We start from the raw sequence: 21,177 nt of genomic DNA on the forward strand, positions 1-21,177 counted from the left end.
TTAGTGCAGCGACGGCTTGGTTGCAGCAGGTTCAGCAGACTTTTTGTTCTCGGTGAACAGCAGCAACGGCGCGACGCGCAGGTATTCCATGACTTCCATATAGTCGCCTTCGCCGTCTTCGGATTCTTCCAGGGCATCTTGCACCTGGGAGATGGCTGCGAGGTCCTGCAACACTTCCTTGGCGTCGGTGCTCAGCTCCAGGCCGCCGGCGTTCACGCCAAAGCCATGGAGGAAACCCTGGCACCATTGGCCCAGTGCAGCGGCACGCTCGGTGAGCGACGCATCGTCGGTTGGCAGCAGCAGGACCACGGTGACGTCATCACCGGTCAGTTCGCCTTTAACCATTTCTTGCAGGCCGATCAACGCGTTGCGCACGTTTTCGGTAGGCTCGGTTTCCAGCAGCTCGGCCACGTCGGCCAGCCAGTTGTCGGCGTCAAAACCGACGCCGGTGCAACTACGGCCCAGCAGCACGCCATGCAGTTCGGCAGGCGAGCAAGGGTGACCGCTGGAGCTCAGCAGTTTGGAAAAAGCGTCGTACGGGGAGTTCTGAATAGGCATGATGAGCTAGGCGCCAGGCGGCGCGATGTCTAGAATGAAGCGCTGTATCCTAGCACCGGCAGACGCACCCGACTATCAAGGGCGTCAGATCGTTTATCCTGCAGTTGCCATTCATCAGACAAATCCAGTGGAACCCTATGGAAGACGCCGACTTGCAAGCGCTGATGGCCAGACTCGAATTGCTAATTACCCGGGTCGAGCAACTAAAGAGTCAAAACGGACTCCTATTAGCTCAGGAAAAGACCTGGCGCGAGGAACGCGCGCACCTCATTGAAAAAAACGAAATCGCCCGGCGTAAGGTCGAATCGATGATTTCGCGCCTGAAGGCCCTGGAGCAAGACTCATGAGTTCAAGCAATAGCGTCACCGTGCAGATTCTCGACAAAGAGTATTCGATCATCTGCCCCCAGGAGGAGCGCAGCAACCTGGTGAGCGCCGCCCGCTACCTGGATGGCAAGATGCGTGAAATCCGCAGCAGCGGCAAAGTCATCGGCGCCGACCGTATCGCCGTGATGGCCGCGCTGAACATTACCCACGATTTGCTGCATAAGCAGGAACGCCCTGACGTACAGGCCAGTGGTTCGACACGCGAGCAAGTGCGTGACCTGCTCGAGCGCGTCGACCTGGTGCTTTCTACCGACCAGGAACCACCCAAGGGCTGATCGCCGCGTCTATTTCGGGTATACTCGCCTCACTCCCTGGCGTGCTTGCCAGTCGGCGATGTCCCTGAGCCGATTCGCACTACCCTGGAAGTTGCACGTTGGGCTGGTGTGCATGTCCGCTAGACGGAAAGCCTTAAAGCCTACTGCATCTTCCACCTTGAACTTTCGGGTTCAAGGGCTAAGTCGACAGCGGTTCTGTCGGGGAGCCTGATTCCCAAACTCAATGCCAGTCCCCGGACTGGCATTGTTTTATGAGCCGAACACCATGACCGAACCTGCGCCACTTTCCCGTCCGCACCTTCGACGCATGTTGCGCAAGGCCCGCCGCGCCCTGACGCCAAGCGAGCAACGCCAGGCCGCGCTTGGCCTGTATCGGCAACTGGCACAGCACCCGCTGTTTCGCCGGGCCAAACATATCTCCCTGTACCTGTCGACGGATGGCGAAATCGATCCGCGCTTGCTGCTGCGCACTGCCCAGCGCCGGGGCAAGGCCACCTACCTGCCGGTGCTCAGCGCCTGGCCACGGACCAAGATGGTGTTCCAACGCGTGCGCCCTGGGGAAAAGCTCGCGCCCAACCGCTTTGGCATTCTTGAGCCACGGGTCAATGTCGGGCGCCAGCGCAAGGTCTGGGCCCTGGACCTGGTGCTGCTGCCGTTGGTGGGTTTTGATGATGCGGGCGGGCGGCTGGGCATGGGCGGCGGTTTTTACGATCGCAGCCTGGCGTACCTGGCGCGCCGCTCATCGTGGCGCAAGCCGACGCTACTGGGGCTGGCCCATGAGTGCCAGAAGGTCGAACGCCTGGCGCAGGCAAGCTGGGACGTGCCGTTGAATGGCACCGTTACCGATAGAAGATGGTATGTCGCAGAGGGGACGCCGCTGGACTCAACGGCGCCGAAATAGCGTCAACGCTTGAAGGTTTGTTGTTGCTGCTGTGCAAATTCAACCGGGGCTTGGGTCTTGTTCGACCATAGGCTTTGCGCATACCCGGTGGTCACGACGCCCAGACCGAACAAAATAACCAAAATCCATAGTAAATCCGGTTTGCGTTTCATCGATTGCCCCCCTTCAGGCATATCACACACGATGACAGCAACGTTCCAAAGTAGTCCGTTCCAGCTGCGTCAAGCTTAAAATCCCGGCATTCTGCGTTAACGTGAACCAACACGCAAACCTTGGCGTCAACCGACCGTCGGTTTGTCATGAAATTGACAGACAAGCTGCCCAATCCCCTGCAAAGGAGCAAAACCATGGCCTATTGGCTGATGAAATCCGAGCCCGATGAGCTGTCCATCAAGGGCCTGGAAAAACTCGGCGAGGCGCGCTGGGACGGCGTGCGCAATTACCAGGCGCGCAATTTCCTGCGGGCCATGGCCGTGGGCGACGCGTTCTTCTTTTACCACTCCAGTTGCCCGGAACCGGGCATTGCCGGCGTAGGGAAAATCATCGAAGCGGCTTACCCCGACCCGACCGCGCTGGAGCCTGATAGCCATTACTTCGATGCCAAGGCCACCACCGAGAAGAATCCGTGGAGCGCCATCACCGTGGCCCACGTCGAAACCTTCCCCAAAGTCCTCGGGCTGGGCTACCTCAAGCAACAGACGGCCCTGGCCGAATTGCCGCTGGTGCAAAAAGGCAGTCGCCTGTCAGTGATGCCAGTGACGGCGGAGCAATGGGCGGCGGTCATGGCGCTGCGCTAACGCCTAACGGTATTCATTTGACCGGTATCAACGGCTATCGGTTACGATCCCGGCAAACTAGGACGCTAACACCGCAGGATGCACCCATGTCGACGTCACATCGCAGTTCGCAATTCTTCGCCTTTCTCCTGATTTTGCTGTTGGTGGCCGCCGGCGGCTTCGGTTACTGGAAGTCCACCCTCGACCGCCTGCCGGAAGGCTTGAGCATGGGCAACGGCCGACTGGAATCCACCGAAGTGCAGATCGCCACCAAGATCCCCGGCCGCTTGGCCGAGGTGCGGGTCGATGAAGGCGACAAGGTGCTCAAGGGCCAACTGCTGGCGCGTATCGACACCCGCACCCTGGAAGCCCAGCGTTCCCAGGCCGAAGCCGAAGTACTGCGCGCCAAGGAGAACTTCGCCGCTGCCGAAGCCAACGTGCAATTGCGCCAGAGCGAGAACCTGCTGGCCAGCCAGGAACTCAAGCGGACCCAAGAGCTGTACCGCCGCGGCTTCGCCAGCGCGCAGTTGATCGACCAGCAGCAGGCACGCCAGAACACCGGCAATGCGGCGGTGGTGGCCGCCCAGGCCCAGGTGAATGCGGTCAAGGCCGCCATTGGTGCCGCCGAGGCCCAAGTGGCGCAACTGACCAGCGAAATCGACGACAGCAGCCTGCGCGCGCCCATCGACGGCATCATTCAACTGCGCCTGGCCGAACCTGGCGAAGTGCTCGGCGCCGGTGGGCGGGTGTTGTTGCTGATCGATCCGAATGACCAGTACATGAACCTCTACCTGCCCGCCTCCGTCACCGGTCGCCTGACCGTGGGCAGTGAAGCGCGGATCGTGCTCGATGCCCTCCCGGATCAGCCGCTGCCAGCGAAAATCAGCTTTGTCGCGGCCAAATCCCAGTTCACCCCCAAAGAAGTGGAAACCCGCGACGAGCGCCAGAAACTGGTGTTTCGCGTCAAGCTGCGCCTGACTCAACCAAGCGCCGTGCCCCAGGCCAAGCCCGGCATGCCCGGCGCCGGCTATGTGCGCACTGCCGACCTGGACTGGCCGGCCAACCTGCAATGAACGGGCTGGCGCTGCACGCCACGGGCATCAACCACCGCTACGGCAAGCAACAGGCGCTGATCGACATCGCCTTCAGCCTGCCGGCCGGCACCCGCTGCGGCCTGATCGGCCCCGATGGCGCGGGCAAGTCGAGCCTGCTGGGCTTGATCGCCGGGGTCAAAAAGCTGCAGACCGGTGACTTGCAGGTGCTGGGCGGTTCCATCGAAGACCGCCGCCACCGCAACAGCCTGTACCCGTTGATCGCCTTCATGCCCCAGGGCCTGGGTGGCAACCTGTATCCAGAGCTGTCTATCAGCGAGAACATCCGTTTTTTCGCCACCCTGTTTGGCCTGTCCACAGCCGATTGCGACCAGCGCATGCACAACCTGTTGCTGGCCACCGACCTGGCACGCTTCGCCGACCGCCCGGCGGGCAAGCTGTCGGGCGGGATGAAGCAAAAACTGGGGCTGTGCTGCGCGCTGATCCACGATCCGGACCTGCTGATCCTCGATGAACCGACTACCGGCGTCGACCCTTTGTCACGCCGGCGCTTCTGGGAACTGGTAGAAACCGTACGCAGCGAGCGCCCACAACTGACGCTGCTGGTGGCCACGGCCTACATGGAAGAAGCCGAGCAGTTCGAGCACTGCCTGATGCTCGACCGCGGCAAGCTGATTGCCGATGGCCTGAGCCGTGACCTGGCTGCTGTTACGCCCAGTGGCAAGCTGGATGAAGCCTTCACCCATTTCCAGGGCGACAGCGCGCACAACAACCAGCCGCTGGTGATCCCCCCTCGGGCTAACGACAACACCGATATCGCCATCGAAGCCCACGACCTGACCCTGCGTTTTGGCGACTTCACCGCTGTCAACAAAGTCAGCTTCGCCATTGGCCGTGGCGAGATCTTCGGCTTTCTCGGTTCCAACGGCTGCGGCAAGACCACCACCATGAAAGTCCTCACCGGGCTGATGCCGGCCAGTGAAGGCAGCGCCACGCTGCTGGGCAACCCGGTGAATGCCAAGGACCTGGCGACCCGCAAGCGCGTGGGTTTCATGTCCCAGAGCTTCTCGCTGTACGGCGAACTCAGCGTGCGCCAGAACCTGGTGCTGCACGCACAGCTATTTGACCTGCCCAAGGCCGACAGCGGCCCACGCATCGAAGAATTGATCCAGCGTTTTGACCTAGGCAGCGTCGCCGAACAACCCTCCGGCGAGTTGCCCCTGGGCTTGCGCCAGCGCCTGTCCCTGGCCGTGGCGGTGCTGCATCGCCCGGAAGTGCTGATCCTCGACGAACCCACCTCCGGTGTGGACCCCGCCGCACGCGACGATTTCTGGCGCTTGCTGGTGGAGTTGTCCCGCGAGCAAGGGGTGACGATTTTCCTCTCCACCCACTTTATGAACGAAGCCCAGCGCTGCGACCGCATCTCGTTGATGCACGCAGGCAAGGTGCTGGCCTGCGACACGCCAGACGCCCTGCAACGACAATTCCACGGCGATACCCTGGAAGCCGCGTTCGTCACCTGCCTGGAGCAAGCCCAGCAAACCCCGGAAACCGCCGCGCCCAGCGCGAGCGTCAGCACGCCGACCACGCCGCCCGTCAGCAAGCGCGGCTTCAGCCTGGCGCGCCTGCTGGCGGTGGCCAGCCGTGAAGGCAAGGAACTGCTGCGCGACAAAGTGCGCATGGCCTTTGCCCTGCTCGGGGCGATTTTCATGATGGTGATCTTCGGCTACGGCATTTCCCTGGACGTGGAGAAGCTCGCCTTCGCCGTGTATGACCAAGACCAGACGCCGCAAAGCCGCGCCTATCTGGAGGCCTTTCGCAGTTCGCGCTACTTCGCCGAACAGCCGCCGATCACTGATTCGGCCGAGCTGCACCGGCGCCTGCAACGTTCGGAAATCAAACTGGCCCTGGAAATTCCGCCCGGCTTTGGCCGCGACCTCTACGCCGGGCGCCAACCAGCGGTGGCCGCCTGGCTCGATGGAGGAATGCCGTTTCGCGCCGAGACCAGCCGCAATTATGTAGAAGCCGTACACCAGGCCAACCTGCAGCAACTGGCCGAACTCAACAGCACACCGCTGTCCCAACCGGCCGCGGCCAAGCTGGAAACGCGCTTTCGCTACAACCAGGACGTGGTCAGCGTAAATGCCATCGGCCCGGGTGTGATGGCGCTGATCCTGGCGTTTATCCCGGCCATGCTCACCGCCCTGGGCATCGTGCGCGAGAAGGAACTGGGCTCGATCACCAACTTCTACGCCACGCCCCTTACCCGCCTGGAGTTCCTCCTTGGCAAACAGGCGCCGTACCTGGTGATCAGCCTGATCAACCTGGCCTTGCTGGTGGCGATGAACCGCTGGCTGTTCGGCGTGCCGTTCAAGGGCAGCGGCCTGACCCTGGCGTTTGGCGGCCTGCTGTATGTGCTGGCCACCACCAGCATGGGCCTGCTGATTTCCGCGTTCACCCGCACCCAGATCGCGGCGATCCTCGGCACCATGATTATCACCAGCCTGCCGACCATCCAGTTCTCCGGGTTGATCGTGCCGCGCTCGTCCCTGGAAGGGGCGGCGGCGCTGATGGGCATGCTGTTTCCCGCCGGTTACTTCCTGGATGTCGCCGTCGGCACCTTCACCAAAGCCCTGGACCTGCGCCAACTGTGGCCCCAGTGCCTGGCGCTGTTCGGGTTTTTCCTGGGGTTCACCGGGCTGAGCCTGGTCATGCTCAAGAAGCAGGAGGCCTGATGCACAAGTTCGCCCATATCCTGCGCCTGGGAGTCAAAGAGCTCACCAGCCTGCGCCACGACAGCGTGCTGCTGTTGTTCCTGTTCTATGCCTTCACCGTCGCCATCTACATGCCGGCGGCCGGCTCGGTGATTGGCGTGCATAACGCCAGCGTGGCCTTTGTCGATGAAGACCACGGCCAATTGTCGCGCCAGTTGGCCGAAGCCCTGCAGCCACCGGAGTTCCAGCCTGCCGTGCCACTGCCCTACGACCAGTTGGACAAGGTCATGGACAGCGGCCAGTACACTTTCGTGATCAACGTGCCGGCCAATTTCCAGGCCGACCTGTTGGCCGGACGCCAGCCGAGCGTGCAGGTCAACGTGGATGCCACGGCCATGAGCCAGGCGTTTATGGGCGCGGGCTATATCGGGCGGATTTTCCAGCGCGAACTGCTGACCTACGGCGGCCAGTCCGACGCCAGCCAGCGCGCGCCAGCGGCCCTCACCACCCGCGCGTTGTTCAACACCAACCTGGAAGGTGGCTGGTTCCTGGCGGTGATCCAGATCGTCAACAACATCACCATCCTCGCCATCGTACTGACCGGCACCGCCCTGCTGCGCGAACGCGAGCACGGCACCCTCGACCATTTGCTGGTGCTGCCGCTGACCGCCCTGGAAATCATGCTGGCAAAAATCTGGAGCAATATGCTGGTGGTGGTGCTGTGTACCTGGCTGTCCCTGGAAGTGGTGGTCAAGGGCCTGCTCGGCGTGCCGCTGGCCGGCTCGTTGAGCCTGTTCCTGCTGGTGACGGCGTTATACCTGTTTGCCAGCACCGCCTTGGGCATCTTCCTTGCCACCCTCGCCCGCTCGACGCCGCAGTTCGGCTTGCTGGCGATCCCGGTGATCATTCCGATGCTGCTGTTATCAGGCGGCAGTACGCCGTTGGACAGCATGCCCGAATGGTTGCAATGGGTGATGCAGGGCTCGCCGTCCACGCACTTTGTGAGTTTGAGTGCGGCGATTCTGTTCCGGGATGCGGGGGTGAGCGTGGTGTGGCCGGATTTGCTGGCGCTGGCGGGAATTGGGTTGCTGTTTTTTGCGGTGGCGTTGGCGCGGTTCAGGAAGAGTCTGGCGTCTTGAACTATCACTTGTAAATTATAAAAACCACTAAGCCTATTAAAAAACAAAATAAAAAACTGTCATTTATGACAGTAGCCGGCATTCCTCTCCCCTTGTTAGCTTGAACAGCCAACCACGAACTTATCGCCGAAGCACCCCGGGAGAGCGAAAATGGTCAATAAATCAGATTCGGATAACAGTGGCTCCAGCGACGCTGCCACCCCAGAGGTCATAGAGATTAAGATCGACTCGAATAACCCCAACGGAAAAACAACAGTTACAGGGGAGTATTCATTGCATGGATATAAAGGAGCGATAGAGGTTGAATACACCTGGAGAAGTAATGTCTACACGATAACTGCGCTCAGATATCTATTCGAGCGTACTGCGGTAACGGGTAAAAACCCCCGCTTCGAAATCACCAGAGACACCGACGGCCCCAGCGGCCCCACATTGTCAGTCAACCCTCCACAAGATGGCCAATGGCACTCTTGGGGTTCATCAATGAGCTACCAAACAGCCAACACAGCACTATTTTTCACTTTCTACTTTATCTTCGACGCGCCCCCCGAGGGAGTATGGAGAACAGATAGAAAAATACTGAAGCTCACTGTGTACTAACTATTACAACCAGCAACTTAGTTGCTGGTTTTTTAAACCATCAAAAGTCCCCCCACTCGGACCTATTGAATGATCAGGTTGTTAAACAACAAATCCTCAACCACCGGCTTGCCCGTCTCATCGTTCATCACTTGCTGAGCCTGCTTCAGCGCTTCCTGGCGCAACTTCTCCTTGCCCTCGACACTGCCCATGCTCTCGACTGTCTGCTGGGTAAACAACGCCACCAGTTGATTGCGAATCAGCGGCTCATTGGCCTTGATCGCCGCCGCCGCTTCCGGGCCGGTCACGCGCAGGGCCACGTCGGCCTTGTATACCCGCAGTTTCGGGCCGCCATCCAGGGCGTAGTTGCCGACAAAAGGCGGCGTCAGGCTGTAATAGCTGACCTTGGGCGCTTCGCCTTCCTTGGCTTCTTCGGCATGGGCTGCCATCGGCAACGTCAGGGCCAGCATCAACAGGATCCACGCTTTCACAGTTCATTCCTCATATTCGGTGGCCAGTAGCATAACGCTAGCAAGGCAGAGCACAAGCTTATGGCGACTTATCAGGCCGGGGCATGCTCGTTGACCCGTGACCTTACCCACCTACACTTATCGGCCAATACGCCAAAAGGAATAGTCCGATGAAAGCCGTGCTGTGCAAAGCCTTCGGCCCTGCCGAAACCCTGGTGTTGGAAGACGTCGAAAGCCCGGCGATCAAGAAGAACGAGATCCTGCTGGATGTGCACGCCGCCGGGGTGAATTTCCCGGACACGCTGATCATCGAGGGCAAGTACCAGTTCAAGCCACCCTTCCCGTTCTCGCCGGGTGGCGAAGCGGCAGGTGTGGTCAGCGAGGTCGGGGAAAAGGTCAGCCACCTCAAGGTCGGCGACCGGGTCATGGCGTTGACCGGGTGGGGCAGCTTTGCCGAGCAGGTCGCGGTGCCGGGCTATAACGTGCTGCCGATCCCGCCGAGCATGGATTTCAATACCGCCGCTGCCTTCAGCATGACCTACGGCACCTCGATGCACGCCCTCACCCAACGTGGCCATCTGGCCGCTGGCGAGACCCTGCTGGTACTGGGCGCGTCCGGTGGCGTCGGGCTGGCCGCCGTGGAAATCGGCAAGGCCATGGGTGCCCGGGTGATCGCCGCCGCCAGCAGCGCCGACAAGCTGGCCGTGGCCAAGGCTGCCGGGGCCGATGAGTTGATCAACTACAGCGAAAGCAACCTCAAGGATGAAATCAAACGCCTGACCGATGGCAACGGCGCCGACGTGATCTACGACCCGGTGGGTGGCGATCTGTTTGACCAGGCCATCCGCGCCATTGCCTGGAACGGCCGCCTGCTGGTGGTGGGGTTTGCCAGCGGGCGCATCCCTGAACTACCGGTGAACCTGGCGCTGCTCAAGGGCGCGGCGGTGCTCGGGGTGTTCTGGGGTTCGTTCGCCCAGCGCCAGCCGCAGGATAACGCGGCGAATTTCCAGCAGTTGTTCAGTTGGTATGCGCAGGGCAAGTTGAAGCCGCTGGTGTCGCAGGTATATCCGCTGGATAACGCGGCGCAGGCGATCAATGACCTGGGGCAACGCAGGGCGGTGGGCAAGGTGGTCGTGCAGGTCCGCCAGTGATTTGAAATGCAATCAATGTAGGAGCTGGCTTGCCTGCGATAGCGGTGGGCCAGCTACATCGTTGGTAACTGATCCACCGCTAGCGCAGGCAAGCCAGCTCCTACAGTGGGTCTGCGGTGTTCTGAAGAATCTGGTTACGACCCATACTTGTCTATTGGCGACATGTTCGTAAAAGAACATGCAATTACTCCGGTTTCCTGTGTTTGCGGATAAGAGGCGATGCTATTTTCGGTAACGAAACTGTAACATTCGCATCCGCAGTCAAAACAAGAAATTTGGAGCTCTTGAATGTTTGCTTTCTTTCGTCCTGCCCCACACCAGGCACCCCTGCCTGAAGAAAAGATCGACAGTACCTACCGACGACTGCGCTGGCAGATCTTCGCCGGTATTTTCTTTGGCTACGCAGGTTACTACCTGCTGCGCAAAAACTTCTCCCTGGCCATGCCGTACCTGATCGACGAGGGTTACACCCGTGGTCAACTGGGCTTGGCCATGTCGGCAATCGCCATTGCCTACGGCCTGTCCAAGTTCCTCATGGGCCTGGTGTCCGACCGCTCCAACCCGCGCTACTTCCTGCCGTTTGGCCTGCTGGTCTCGGCCGGGGTGATGTTCATTTTCGGTTTCGCGCCTTGGGCAACCTCCAGCGTGACCATGATGTTCATTCTGTTGTTCATCAACGGCTGGGCCCAGGGCATGGGCTGGCCCCCGAGCGGGCGGACCATGGTGCACTGGTGGTCGCAGAAAGAACGCGGCGGCGTGGTGTCGGTATGGAACGTGGCGCATAACGTCGGCGGCGGCCTGATCGGCCCGCTGTTCCTGTTGGGCATGGCCTGGTTCAACGACTGGCACGCAGCGTTCTACGTGCCGGCCACCGTAGCCTTGGCAGTGGCGGCGTTTGCCTTCATCACCATGCGCGACACCCCGCAGTCGGTGGGCCTGCCGCCTATCGAGAAGTACAAGAACGACTACCCGGAAGGCTACGACGCCAGCCACGAAGACGAATTCAGCGCCAAGGAAATCTTCGTCAAGTACGTGCTGCGCAACAAAATGCTCTGGTACATCGCCTTCGCCAACGTGTTCGTCTACCTGCTGCGCTATGGCGTGCTGGACTGGGCACCGACCTACCTCAAGGAAGCCAAGCACTTCACCGTCGACAAGTCGTCGTGGGCGTACTTCTTCTACGAATGGGCGGGGATTCCCGGCACGCTGCTGTGCGGCTGGATGTCGGACAAGATATTCCGTGGCAACCGTGGCCTGACCGGCATTGTGTTCATGGCCCTGGTGACCGTGGCGACCCTGGTGTACTGGCTCAACCCGCCAGGCAACCCGATGGTCGACATGATCGCGCTGTTCTCCATTGGCTTTTTGATCTACGGCCCGGTGATGTTGATCGGCCTGCAGGCGCTGGAGCTGGCGCCGAAGAAAGCCGCTGGTACGGCGGCAGGCTTTACCGGTCTGTTCGGTTACCTGGGCGGTTCGGTAGCGGCCAGTGCGGCCATGGGCTACACCGTGGACCACTTCGGCTGGGACGGCGGCTTTGTGCTGCTGATCGGCGCGTGCCTGCTGGCCATCGCGTTCCTGATCCCAACCCTGTGGCACACCAATAGCGTCAGCTCGGCGCGTTAATCGCCACGACGCCTTTGGCACATCGCTTGAGCCGCGCCTCCAGATTTTTATCTGGCATGGCGTGGCTACGCAGGGCGTTGACGGTCTGCTCGACATAATCGCGAGTGGTGCCGTAACGCCCGCAAGCGCTTTCAAATACCTGGTTCAGCACGCTGTCGGGCAAGTTGCCGGCGTAGCTGGGCAGGTGCCGCTCCAGCACAAAACCCAACGCCTGCACCTGGCTGCCGTCTTCAAGCCGGCAACTGAGCCAATGTGGCCGATACGATGGGTAAGGCATCTCGCGCTGCCACAAGGCATAGAGCGAGGCCTCCAGTTGATCCTCCGGCAGGCGGTAGGCAAAGCCGCTGCACGAGCCACCACGATCCAGGCCAAACACCAGCCCCGGCAACTCCGGCGTGCCCCGGTGCTCGTGGGACCACAGGTACAGGCCCCGGTGATACCCATGGACCCGGGCGCGCAGGCGCTGGGTCGCCGAACACTCGGGACGCCAGATCAGCGAGCCATACGCAAACAGCCAGACCGGCCCACCCTTGTGCAGGCCCATGGTGGCTTGCATCGAGCTCATCAATTGTTCGTGAGTGAGTTGCGGCCCCAGATCGAGCCGCGGTGGGTAAGCCAATTGCAGACGTTCGGATTCAATAACGGTCATGGCAGATCGCTTAGGTCTCCTGTGCATTACCAGTTATAGGCGACTTTACCGTAATAGAACGCGCCGCTGTAACCGTAAGGCGAAAAAGTGCTATAGGCCAGGTTGCCGCCACTGCTGGCGTAGGCATTGAGCTTTTCCGGGTATTTGTCGGTCACGTTGTCGCCGCCCACGGTGAAGGTCCAGTTGTGCAATTTGTAGTCAGCCGACAGGTCCAGCACCCAGGCGGCCTTGAAGGTCTGGTCGTTGACCTTGTCTGCCTGGTAGCTGGTGAATTCGCCATAACGCACCAGGTTGCTGTGCAGCGCCCAGTTGCCGAAGGTGAAATCGTTGGCCAGGCTCAGCTTGTGCTGGGGCGTGGTGTCGCCCAGCAAGCCGATGCGCTCGCGCCGGTCGACCCGCACCAGGTTGGCGCCCAGGCTATCGAGAATGGCCGGGTTGGCCTTCACGTCCGTGACCTTGGTGTGGTTGTAGTTGTAGCCCACAGTGCTGTTCCAGCGGATGCCGTTATCCAGTTGGTAGCGGTAATTGGCCACCAGGTCGACACCATCGGTGCTGGTGTCGGTGGCATTGGTGAAGTAACGGGCGGTGGTGTAGTCGATGTTGCCGACACCGTTGGCCTGCAGATAAGCGCGAGTCGCCGCGTTGAGCGCGAGGTTGGACGACAGGCTGATACGGTCGCGGATATCGATACGGTACACGTCGACCGTCACCGTCAGGTTATCCGCGGGCTCCAGCACCAGGCCCAGGCTGTAGTTGCGCGACTTTTCGGCCTTGAGGTCTTCGGCGCCGAGCAGGCGGGCGACCTGGCTGGTGGCCGGGAACGTGCCGGCTTCCTGGATAGTGTTGCCGATCAACTGCGACGAGGTGTAGGCAAAGTTCTGCTGGGCCAGGGACGGTGCGCGAAAGCCATTGGAAATGCTGCCGCGCAGGGCCACCTGCGGGGTGAAGTCATAGCGTGCCGACAGCGAGCCGCTGACGTTGGAGCCAAAGTCGCTGTAGTCCTCATGGCGCACCGCCGCCGAAACCCCGAGCTTCTCGGTGAAATTGGTTTCCAGGTCCAGGTATTGCGCCCAGTTGTGGCGCGAGGTGCTGCCGGCGTCGGCATCACGGAAACCGCCGAGGCCCGAACTGCCGGTCTGGTAGTAGGACGCCGGCTCACCGGCTTCAATCTCATAGCCCTGGTGCAGGTACTCACCACCGAAGGCCACCGACACCGGGTACGGCAACCAACCAAGGTCGAACTCCCGGGACAGGTCCAGGCTGAGCTGCTTCTGTTCGTTGCTCAGGGTGCCGTTGTCGAACTTGCGCGGCGTCGCCAGGCCCAGGGAGGTGTTGATGGTTTCGGTGCGCAGTTCGTACTGGTTCTTGCCGTAGTTGGCCGACAGGTCGTAGTGCCAGTCATACGCCAACTGCCCACGCAGGCCGGCCACCAGCGAGGTGTCTTCGAGGTTGCCACGGATCAGCGGCAAGTAGCCATTGGGGTTGAGCGCCGGGATGTTGTTGGACGCATTGCTCGCCCGGTAAAACGCCGCCGTCTCGCCGCGCCGCTTACTGTAGCCACCAAAGGTGTAGAACTCGGCAGCATCGTTGAAGGCATAGCCGGCGTTCAACCACAGCTTGCCTTCGTTGGTGGAGGGTTCGCCCTGGCGGAACACTCGCTGGCCGTACGTGGTAGAGCCGACGCTGGCCGGGCGGTAATCGTGGCCGGCGCGATTGGTGTAGTCATTGTCGGCGCCTTCGGCGGAGAGGTTGATAAACCCGTTCTCGCCCACTGCCAGGCCGGTATTGCCGCTGATGTTGCGCTGGATCCCGTCGCCTTTCTTGTATTGCCCGAACTTGCTGGAAACCGCGCCTCCATGGTCGGTCTGCTTGAGGATCACGTTGATCACCCCGGCAATCGCGTCAGAGCCGTAGCGGGCCGACGCGCCATCGCGCAGCACTTCGATATGGTCGACCGCCGACAGCGGGATGGCATTCAAGTCTGCCGGGGCCGAACCGCGACCGACCGCCCCGCCCAGGTTGACGAAGGCACTGGTGTGGCGCCGCTTGCCATTGACCAGCACCAGCACCTGATCCGGCGACAGGCCGCGCAGTTGCGCCGGGCGCACCAGTTCGGCGCCGTCCACCAGGCTGGGGCGTGGGAAGTTGATGGAAGGAATAAGCCGCGCCAGTACAGCACCCAGTTCATCGGAGCCGGTACTGCGCAGACTTTCGCCGGAAATAACATCAATCGGTGACAGTGAGGCGCTGGCCGTGCGTTCTTGGGCACGAGTGCCGGTGACAATCACCGTGTCGAGTTTTGGTGCGTCCGCAGTCGTCGTTTCAGCTGCAATCACTGGATTGAATCCCACGGCGGTCAGCAAATTGGCTGACAAAATCGCCGTGTACAGCGCGTGTTTGTTGTAGCTCCCCATACCGCTCCCCTTGCAATCAAAAGTCAGAACTTCAATGCCCTGAGTTCATACGATCGATCCGTGTGGCGGACGGTGGCGGTCATTTACTGGTTATTGGCAGAAAGTCGGTGGCCCGATGACATATAGCTTAATGATATTTATCTTGACGAATAAATATCTTTTAAGAATAAGAGAAAGCATAAGCAATGGGCCCCATTCGTCAGGATTGCCCCGGTAAACGTCGTTGTTTCAGCACCGGTTCAGCCTTTACGGGCGGCCTGGCCTCAAGATGGGCCCGCGTCACGACCCCACTTAGCCGCGCATTAACCGACTATCGAGGTCGCCCCATGAAAAACCGACTTTCTAGCCTGCTGCTCCTGGCGCAGGCCACCACCGCCCTGGCCGCCGAAACACCCGCCAACGACGACACAGGCTTCTGGTACGCCCAGACCAGCGTCTACACCCGGCACTTTGCGCCGGACCCCGAGCACAACAACCACCAGGACCTGATCGGCCTGGAGCGCAATGACGCTTCGGGGTGGGTGTATGGCGGTGCGACCTTTCGCAACTCGTTTCGCCAGCGCTCGTATTACGCCTATGCGGGCAAGCGCTATGACATGGCCAACTATCCGGTGTACCTGAAGCTGACCGGCGGGGCGATCCAGGGCTATCGCGGCAAATACCGCGACAAGATCCCGCTGAACCGCTACGGCGTGGCACCAGTGATCATTCCGTCGGTAGGCGCGCACTATGGGCCGGTAGCGGCAGAGCTTGTGCTGCTGGGGTTCAATGCGGCGATGGTGACCACGGGCGTGCGCTTCTGAGGCCGCGCACCTGAGTAGACGCAATCCGATGTGGGAGCTTGCCCGCCCCCATATTTGATTTGTGGCGGTACCAAAATTCCCTGCCATGCGCAGATCCCCTGTGGGAGCGGGCTTGCCCGCGATAGCGTTGGTTCAGTCAATATCGTCGGTGACTGATACACCGCTATCGCGGGCAAGCCCGCTCCCACAGTTTGATCGGCGCCTCAGGCGCGAGGGGCGTAGGCAAACACGTCAGCACGCATCTGATGTGCATCCATGCCGGCGTTGACCAGCGCATCCAGCGTGCCATAGATCATCGCCGGCGAACCGCTGGCGTAGACATGCACAGCCTTGAGGTCGGTTATGTCCTCGCACACCGCCTCATGCAACAAGCCACAACGCCCTTCCCAACCGCACAGGTCGCTGACCACTTTGTGCAGGAACAAGTTGGGCAATTGCTGCCACTGCTCCCAGTGTTCGACCTGGTAGAAATCTTCGGGACGGCGCACGCCCCAGTACAGATGCACCGGGTGCTTGAAACCGCTGGCCCGGCAGTGCTCGATCAGGCTGTGCATCTGCGCCATGCCGGTGCCGGCCGCGATCAGCACCAGCGGCCCGTCGGGCAGCTCGGCCAGGTGGGTATCGCCAAACGGCAGCTCGACCCGCGCCATCTGGTTGCGCTGCAACTGCTCGATCAGGCTGCGGGCACTGTCTTCGCGCACCAGCACATGTAGCTCCAGCTCGCGCCCGGCATGGGGCGCCGACGCCAGGGAAAACGCCGATTTCTCGCCGTTTTCGCGCTCGATCATCAGGTACTGGCCAGCGTGGTAGCGCAGCGCCTTGCCGGCCGGCGCACGCAGGCGCACGCGCCACACATCGCCACCCAGGTCCACGCACTCGCTCAACTGGCAGGCAAGCTTGCGCACCGGCAACTCCCCCGGCGCCAACACGCCATCCCATAGCACGATGCAATCTTCCAGCGGCTCGGCGATGCAGGTGTAGAACTCGCCATGATCGCGCACCTCGCCGGCCTGCTGCACCCGGCCCTCGACCAACAGGGCCGCGCACACGTGGCACACGCCATTGCGGCACGCCTGCGGGCATTCGTAGCCCAAGCGCCGCGCACCTTCAAGAATCCGCTCGCCCGGCTGCAAGTCGAGGACCGCACCGGAAGGTTGCAGGGTTACACGCATCAATCTATTCCCAATTCTTTCCACATCGCATCGACACGCGCCGTCACGGCTTCATCCTTGACGATCACCCGGCCCCACTCGCGGGTGGTTTCACCCGGCCACTTGTGGGTGGCATCCAGGCCCATCTTCGAGCCCAGGCCCGACACCGGCGAGGCGAAGTCGAGGTAGTCGATCGGCGTGTTATCGATCATCACTGTGTCGCGCTTGGGGTCCATGCGCGTGGTGATGGCCCAGATCACATCGTTCCAGTCCCGGGCATTGATGTCGTCATCGGTGACAATAACGAACTTGGTGTACATGAACTGTCGCAAAAACGACCACACACCGAGCATGACGCGCTTGGCGTGGCCCGGGTAGGACTTCTTCATGGTCACAATGGCCATGCGGTACGAGCAGCCTTCCGGCGGCAGGTAGAAGTCGGTGATTTCCGGGAACTGCTTCTGCAGGATCGGCACGAACACTTCGTTCAGCGCCACACCCAGGATCGCCGGCTCATCAGGCGGGCGGCCGGTGTACGTGCTGTGGTAGATCGGCTTGATCCGGTGGGTAATGCGCTCGACGGTGAACACCGGGAAGCTATCGACTTCGTTGTAGTAGCCGGTGTGGTCGCCATAGGGGCCTTCATCGGCCATCTCGCCCGGATGAATCACGCCTTCGAGGATGATTTCGGCGGTGGCCGGCACTTGCAGGTCGTTGCCACGGCACTTCACCAGCTCAGTGCGGTTGCCGCGCAACAGGCCGGCAAAGGCGTATTCGGACAGGCTGTCCGGCACCGGCGTCACGGCCCCGAGGATGGTGGCCGGGTCGGCGCCCAGGGCGACAGATACCGGGAACGGCTGGCCGGGATGCTTCTCGCACCACTCACGAAAGTCCAGCGCGCCGCCACGGTGGCTAAGCCAACGCATGATCACCTTGTTGCGGCCGATCACTTGCTGGCGGTAGATGCCGAGGTTCTGGCGGTCTTTGTTCGGGCCCTTGGTGACGGTCAGGCCCCAAGTGATCAGCGGGCCGACGTCGCCGGGCCAGCAGGTCTGCACCGGGAGCATTGCCAGGTCGACGTCATCGCCTTCGATGACCACCTCCTGGCACACCGCGTCCTTGACCACTTTGGGCGCCATGGCAATGATCTTGCGGAAGATCGGCAGCTTCGACCAGGCATCCTTGAGGCCCTTGGGCGGCTCGGGCTCCTTGAGGAACGCCAGCAGCTTGCCGATCTCGCGCAGTTCGCTGACCGACTCGGCGCCCATGCCGAACGCCACCCGGTCGGGCGTGCCGAACAGGTTGCCGAGCACCGGGATATCAAAGCCTGTGGGGTTCTCGAACAGCAGCGCCGGGCCCTTGTTACGCAGGGTGCGGTCGCAAATCTCAGTCATTTCCAGGACCGGGGAAACCGGCACCTGAATACGTTTCAACTCTCCGCGCTGCTCAAGTTGCTGCACGAAATCCCGAAGATCCTTGAATTTCATTAACCATGCCACCCGTAAAATAGGCGTACATCCTACCTGCTCTGAGGGCGGCTGGCAGCTTATCGCGGCGTATTTGCGTTTGGAACATGCTTAAAAAACGCACGAAAAAAAATGGCGCCCCTGGGGGCGCCATTCTTTCGGACCTGAAACGTCGTATTACTTACGCTTCATCGACAGGAAGAACTCGTCGTTGGTCTTGGTGGTTTTCAGCTTGTCGATCAGGAACTCGATGGCGGCAACTTCGTCCATCGGGTGCAGCAGCTTGCGCAGGATCCACATGCGCTGCAGTTCGTCGTCGGCCGTCAGCAACTCTTCGCGGCGGGTGCCGGAGCGGTTGATGTTGATGGCCGGGAACACGCGTTTTTCAGCGATGCGACGGTCCAATGGCAGCTCCATGTTGCCGGTACCCTTGAACTCTTCGTAGATCACTTCGTCCATCTTCGAGCCGGTTTCAACCAGCGCGGTGGCGATAATGGTCAGCGAGCCGCCTTCTTCGATGTTACGCGCGGCGCCGAAGAAACGTTTCGGCTTCTCCAGGGCGTGGGCATCGACACCACCGGTGAGCACTTTGCCGGAGCTCGGGATCACGGTGTTGTAGGCACGGGCCAGACGGGTGATGGAGTCGAGCAGGATCACCACGTCCTTCTTGTGTTCGACCAGGCGCTTGGCCTTCTCGATCACCATTTCGGCAACCTGCACGTGGCGGGTTGGCGGCTCATCGAACGTCGAGGCAACCACTTCGCCGCGCACGGTGCGCTGCATTTCGGTCACTTCTTCCGGACGCTCATCGATCAGCAGCACGATCAGGTGAACTTCAGGGTTGTTACGCGCGATGTTCGCTGCAATGTTCTGCAGCATGATGGTCTTACCGGCTTTCGGCGGTGCGACGATCAGGCCACGCTGGCCCTTGCCGATCGGGGCGCACAGGTCGATCACACGACCGGTCAAGTCTTCAGTGGAACCGTTGCCGGCTTCCATCTTCATGCGCACGGTCGGGAACAGCGGCGTCAGGTTCTCGAAGAGAATCTTGTTCTTCGCGTTCTCGGGACGATCGAAGTTGATCGTGTCGACCTTGAGCAGGGCGAAGTAACGCTCGCCTTCCTTTGGAGGACGGATCTTGCCAACGATGGTGTCACCGGTGCGCAAGTTGAAGCGACGGATCTGGCTCGGCGAGACGTAGATATCGTCTGGGCCGGCGAGATAGGAGGCGTCTGCAGAGCGGAGGAAGCCGAAGCCGTCCTGGAGAATCTCCAGCACGCCATCACCGGAGATTTCCTCGCCGCTTTTCGCGTGCTTTTTCAGCAGGGAGAAAATCACGTCCTGCTTGCGCGAACGGGCCATATTTTCTATGCCCATTTCTTCGGCCAGTTGGAGCAGGTCGGTAATCGGCTTTTGCTTGAGTTCAGTCAGATTCATATAGGAATGACGTAATCATTTATAGAGGGGGGGAATTAAGCTTTTGGCTTAATGAGGCCGCGCCGCAGAGAAGGCGACAGGATCGCGTACTAATCGAAAGGAATGCGTCGGCGACGGCTTGCAGGGGGCAGTGGAGAAACCAGTGCGGGGCCGAATGTACCACCTGAGTTTGGGAGCGTCTAGCCCTGTTTCACGAAAAAGCCCCGCAATTTGCGGGGCTTTTTGACGACGCTTAGATGTTGGCGTCGAGGAAAGCTTGCAGTTGCGACTTCGACAGCGCGCCGACCTTGGTGGCCTCGACGTTGCCGTTCTTGAACAACATCAGGGTCGGGATACCACGTACGCCATGCTTGGCCGGGGTTTCCTGGTTGTCGTCGATGTTCAGCTTGGCGATGGTCAGCTTGCCTTCGTAGGTAGCTGCGATATCGTCCAGGACCGGGGCGATCATTTTGCAAGGGCCGCACCACTCAGCCCAGTAGTCAACCAGCACCGGGCCTTGGGCCTGAAGGACTTCGGCATCAAAGGTCGCGTCGGTGACGTGCTTGATAAGATCGCTGCTCATGGATGTCTCCGGGTTGTAAGCAAAAAAAACGTTGCCCATCATAGCCGCCCTTCCTTCGTTCAGGAAGCCGCCGCTGATTGACTCTTGCTATGGGACGCCATCATTTTGGATATGGCCGGGTCAGGAGGCTACCGGGGTGATAAAGGCGATCCCCGTACGCAGCGCCGCGTTACGCACGTGCTCCTGCATGGATTTGTGCGCCGCCGCGCTGCTGCGCCGGGCCAGGGCACGGAGGATCTTGCGGTGCTCCTGCCAGGTTTCCATCGCCCGCTCCGGTCGGATGAACGGTAGTTTCTGGCTTTCCAGGAACACCTCGGCGCTGGCGCTGAGGATGCTCACCATCGCCTGATTGCCACTGGCCAACAGGATGCGCTGGTGGAAAGCGAAGTCCAGCCGTGCGGCGGCCTCGAAATCACCGGCCTTGAGCTCCCGGCGCATGGCCTGGACATTGTCTTCGAGCCCATCCAGTTCCTCGGTGGTCAACGTCATGGCCGCCAGCCCCGCAGCAAAACCCTCCAGGGCGTAACGCAACTGGAAGATATCCAACGGGCTAGCCTGTGCCGTAAACGGCCAGGCCACACCGCCCATATCACCCGCCGGTGGTGCCTGCACGAACACGCCCTTGCCCGGTTGCACGCTGACCAACCCCAGGGCGCTGAGCGATGACAAGGCCTCACGCAACGAGGCACGACTGACCCCCAGTTGCAGCGCCAGGTCCCGCTGGGAAGGCAATGCATCACCTGGACCGAAGCCCTGTTGCTTGATCAGTTTGCGGATGGCTTGCAAGGCCGCTTCCGGTACGGCTTGGGCGATGGAATTCATAAAAACCCGAGGTTTTAGTCAACAGTAAGACTAGTTGTAAATCTATTCTCGGCAGCCCGCAAGCCACGCCCCAAAGGGGCTCGTGCGGTTTTGCCGGCGCTCGAAAAGAGTGCGAAACAGCGGCTGACTGTTCAGACCAGTAAGACCGCTGCAAGCCCATTAAATCCTGCCTTGCAACCGTTTCAGGGCGTCATGGCATGGGCTGTGCACTGGGCAAACTCAGAAAATCCCTTCACCCTTTTCGGA

21 protein-coding genes and 1 other RNA gene are annotated in these 21,177 nt (G+C 60.8%); 12 read left to right on the top strand and 10 right to left on the bottom strand.

Annotation, left to right across the window (positions count from 1 at the left end; translation table 11 throughout):
* Positions 1-558, bottom strand: coding sequence for a YecA family protein (locus HBO05_RS18950; protein ID WP_169955008.1), 558 nt, complete (start codon positions 556-558; stop codon positions 1-3).
* A gap of 137 nt (positions 559-695) precedes the next feature.
* Here HBO05_RS18950 and HBO05_RS18955 point away from each other — a divergent pair, with 137 nt between their 5' ends.
* From HBO05_RS18955 to HBO05_RS18970, 4 genes are all read left to right on the top strand, one after another.
* Positions 696-905: a TIGR02449 family protein gene (locus HBO05_RS18955; RefSeq protein ID WP_057440444.1), complete on the top strand. Its 210-nt coding sequence runs from the start codon at positions 696-698 to the stop codon at positions 903-905.
* Positions 902-1,219, top strand: coding sequence for a cell division protein ZapA (locus tag HBO05_RS18960; protein WP_029289530.1), 318 nt, complete (start codon positions 902-904; stop codon positions 1,217-1,219). The genes HBO05_RS18955 and HBO05_RS18960 overlap by 4 nt, the downstream gene beginning before the upstream one ends.
* Before the next feature lie 30 nt (positions 1,220-1,249).
* Positions 1,250-1,428: non-coding RNA, 6S RNA (gene ssrS / locus HBO05_RS18965), on the top strand.
* Positions 1,429-1,484: 56 nt separating this feature from the next.
* Positions 1,485-2,120, top strand: coding sequence for a 5-formyltetrahydrofolate cyclo-ligase (locus HBO05_RS18970; RefSeq protein ID WP_169955009.1), 636 nt, complete (start codon positions 1,485-1,487; stop codon positions 2,118-2,120).
* Between the two features lie 2 nt (positions 2,121-2,122).
* Here HBO05_RS18970 and HBO05_RS18975 read toward each other — a convergent pair whose 3' ends face one another.
* Positions 2,123-2,272 (bottom strand): hypothetical protein, encoded by a 150-nt coding sequence (locus tag HBO05_RS18975; protein WP_169955010.1) that lies wholly within the window; start codon positions 2,270-2,272, stop codon positions 2,123-2,125.
* 195 nt (positions 2,273-2,467) lie between these two features.
* Here HBO05_RS18975 and HBO05_RS18980 point away from each other — a divergent pair, with 195 nt between their 5' ends.
* From HBO05_RS18980 to HBO05_RS19000, 5 genes are all read left to right on the top strand, one after another.
* Positions 2,468-2,917 carry an EVE domain-containing protein gene (locus HBO05_RS18980; protein ID WP_169955011.1) on the top strand — a complete coding sequence of 150 codons (450 nt, stop codon included), beginning with the start codon at positions 2,468-2,470 and terminating at the stop codon, positions 2,915-2,917.
* An 86-nt stretch (positions 2,918-3,003) separates the two neighbouring features.
* Positions 3,004-3,969, top strand: coding sequence for an HlyD family efflux transporter periplasmic adaptor subunit (locus HBO05_RS18985; RefSeq protein WP_169955012.1), 966 nt, complete (start codon positions 3,004-3,006; stop codon positions 3,967-3,969).
* Positions 3,966-6,683, top strand: coding sequence for a ribosome-associated ATPase/putative transporter RbbA (rbbA, locus tag HBO05_RS18990; protein ID WP_172313715.1), 2,718 nt, complete (start codon positions 3,966-3,968; stop codon positions 6,681-6,683). The genes HBO05_RS18985 and rbbA overlap by 4 nt, the downstream gene beginning before the upstream one ends.
* The gene (locus HBO05_RS18995) at positions 6,683-7,801 is read left to right on the top strand and encodes an ABC transporter permease (protein ID WP_169955014.1); all 1,119 of its coding nucleotides are present in this window, start codon (positions 6,683-6,685) and stop codon (positions 7,799-7,801) included. Before rbbA ends, HBO05_RS18995 begins: the two co-directional genes overlap by 1 nt.
* 150 nt (positions 7,802-7,951) lie before the next feature.
* On the top strand, positions 7,952-8,401 hold the full coding sequence (locus HBO05_RS19000) for a hypothetical protein (protein WP_169955015.1): 450 nt from the start codon (positions 7,952-7,954) through the stop codon (positions 8,399-8,401).
* Positions 8,402-8,463: 62 nt separating this feature from the next.
* Here HBO05_RS19000 and HBO05_RS19005 read toward each other — a convergent pair whose 3' ends face one another.
* A complete protein-coding gene (locus tag HBO05_RS19005; protein WP_169955016.1) occupies positions 8,464-8,871 on the bottom strand; it encodes a flagellar basal body-associated protein FliL in 408 nt (135 codons plus the stop codon).
* Between the two features lie 149 nt (positions 8,872-9,020).
* Here HBO05_RS19005 and HBO05_RS19010 point away from each other — a divergent pair, with 149 nt between their 5' ends.
* Both HBO05_RS19010 and glpT read left to right on the top strand, forming a co-directional pair.
* Positions 9,021-10,001 (top strand): NADPH:quinone oxidoreductase family protein, encoded by a 981-nt coding sequence (locus HBO05_RS19010; RefSeq protein WP_169955017.1) that lies wholly within the window; start codon positions 9,021-9,023, stop codon positions 9,999-10,001.
* A 288-nt stretch (positions 10,002-10,289) separates the two neighbouring features.
* Positions 10,290-11,627, top strand: coding sequence for a glycerol-3-phosphate transporter (gene glpT / locus HBO05_RS19015; RefSeq protein ID WP_057440450.1), 1,338 nt, complete (start codon positions 10,290-10,292; stop codon positions 11,625-11,627).
* Here glpT and HBO05_RS19020 read toward each other — a convergent pair.
* Positions 11,611-12,276 (bottom strand): gamma-glutamylcyclotransferase, encoded by a 666-nt coding sequence (locus HBO05_RS19020; protein ID WP_172313717.1) that lies wholly within the window; start codon positions 12,274-12,276, stop codon positions 11,611-11,613. The genes glpT and HBO05_RS19020 overlap by 17 nt on opposite strands.
* Positions 12,277-12,302: 26 nt before the next feature.
* Positions 12,303-14,690, bottom strand: a complete 2,388-nt coding sequence (locus tag HBO05_RS19025) for a TonB-dependent receptor (RefSeq protein WP_170042105.1) — start codon at positions 14,688-14,690, stop codon at positions 12,303-12,305.
* 326 nt (positions 14,691-15,016) lie between these two features.
* Between HBO05_RS19025 and HBO05_RS19030 the strand changes: the two genes are divergently transcribed.
* Complete coding sequence (locus HBO05_RS19030; RefSeq protein ID WP_172313719.1) at positions 15,017-15,493, top strand: sn-glycerol-3-phosphate transporter; 477 nt, start codon at positions 15,017-15,019, stop codon at positions 15,491-15,493.
* A gap of 203 nt (positions 15,494-15,696) precedes the next feature.
* On the opposite strand, the gene HBO05_RS19035 is transcribed toward HBO05_RS19030, so the two are convergent.
* The 5 genes from HBO05_RS19035 to HBO05_RS19055 form a co-directional block, all read right to left on the bottom strand.
* Positions 15,697-16,665 (bottom strand): CDP-6-deoxy-delta-3,4-glucoseen reductase, encoded by a 969-nt coding sequence (locus HBO05_RS19035; RefSeq protein ID WP_170057557.1) that lies wholly within the window; start codon positions 16,663-16,665, stop codon positions 15,697-15,699.
* Positions 16,665-18,131, bottom strand: a complete 1,467-nt coding sequence (gene ubiD / locus HBO05_RS19040; protein WP_038444369.1) for a 4-hydroxy-3-polyprenylbenzoate decarboxylase — start codon at positions 18,129-18,131, stop codon at positions 16,665-16,667. Before ubiD ends, HBO05_RS19035 begins: the two co-directional genes overlap by 1 nt.
* Positions 18,132-18,287: 156 nt before the next feature.
* Positions 18,288-19,547 carry a transcription termination factor Rho gene (gene rho, locus HBO05_RS19045; protein WP_003176825.1) on the bottom strand — a complete coding sequence of 420 codons (1,260 nt, stop codon included), beginning with the start codon at positions 19,545-19,547 and terminating at the stop codon, positions 18,288-18,290.
* Positions 19,548-19,779: 232 nt separating this feature from the next.
* On the bottom strand, positions 19,780-20,109 hold the full coding sequence (gene trxA, locus HBO05_RS19050) for a thioredoxin TrxA (protein WP_169955022.1): 330 nt from the start codon (positions 20,107-20,109) through the stop codon (positions 19,780-19,782).
* 120 nt (positions 20,110-20,229) lie between these two features.
* Positions 20,230-20,931 (bottom strand): FCD domain-containing protein, encoded by a 702-nt coding sequence (locus HBO05_RS19055; RefSeq protein ID WP_169955023.1) that lies wholly within the window; start codon positions 20,929-20,931, stop codon positions 20,230-20,232.
* Positions 20,932-21,177: the final 246 nt, after the last annotated feature.

The organism is Pseudomonas sp. WS 5079 (assembly GCF_012985465.1).
Taxonomy (GTDB): Bacteria; Pseudomonadota; Gammaproteobacteria; order Pseudomonadales; family Pseudomonadaceae; genus Aquipseudomonas.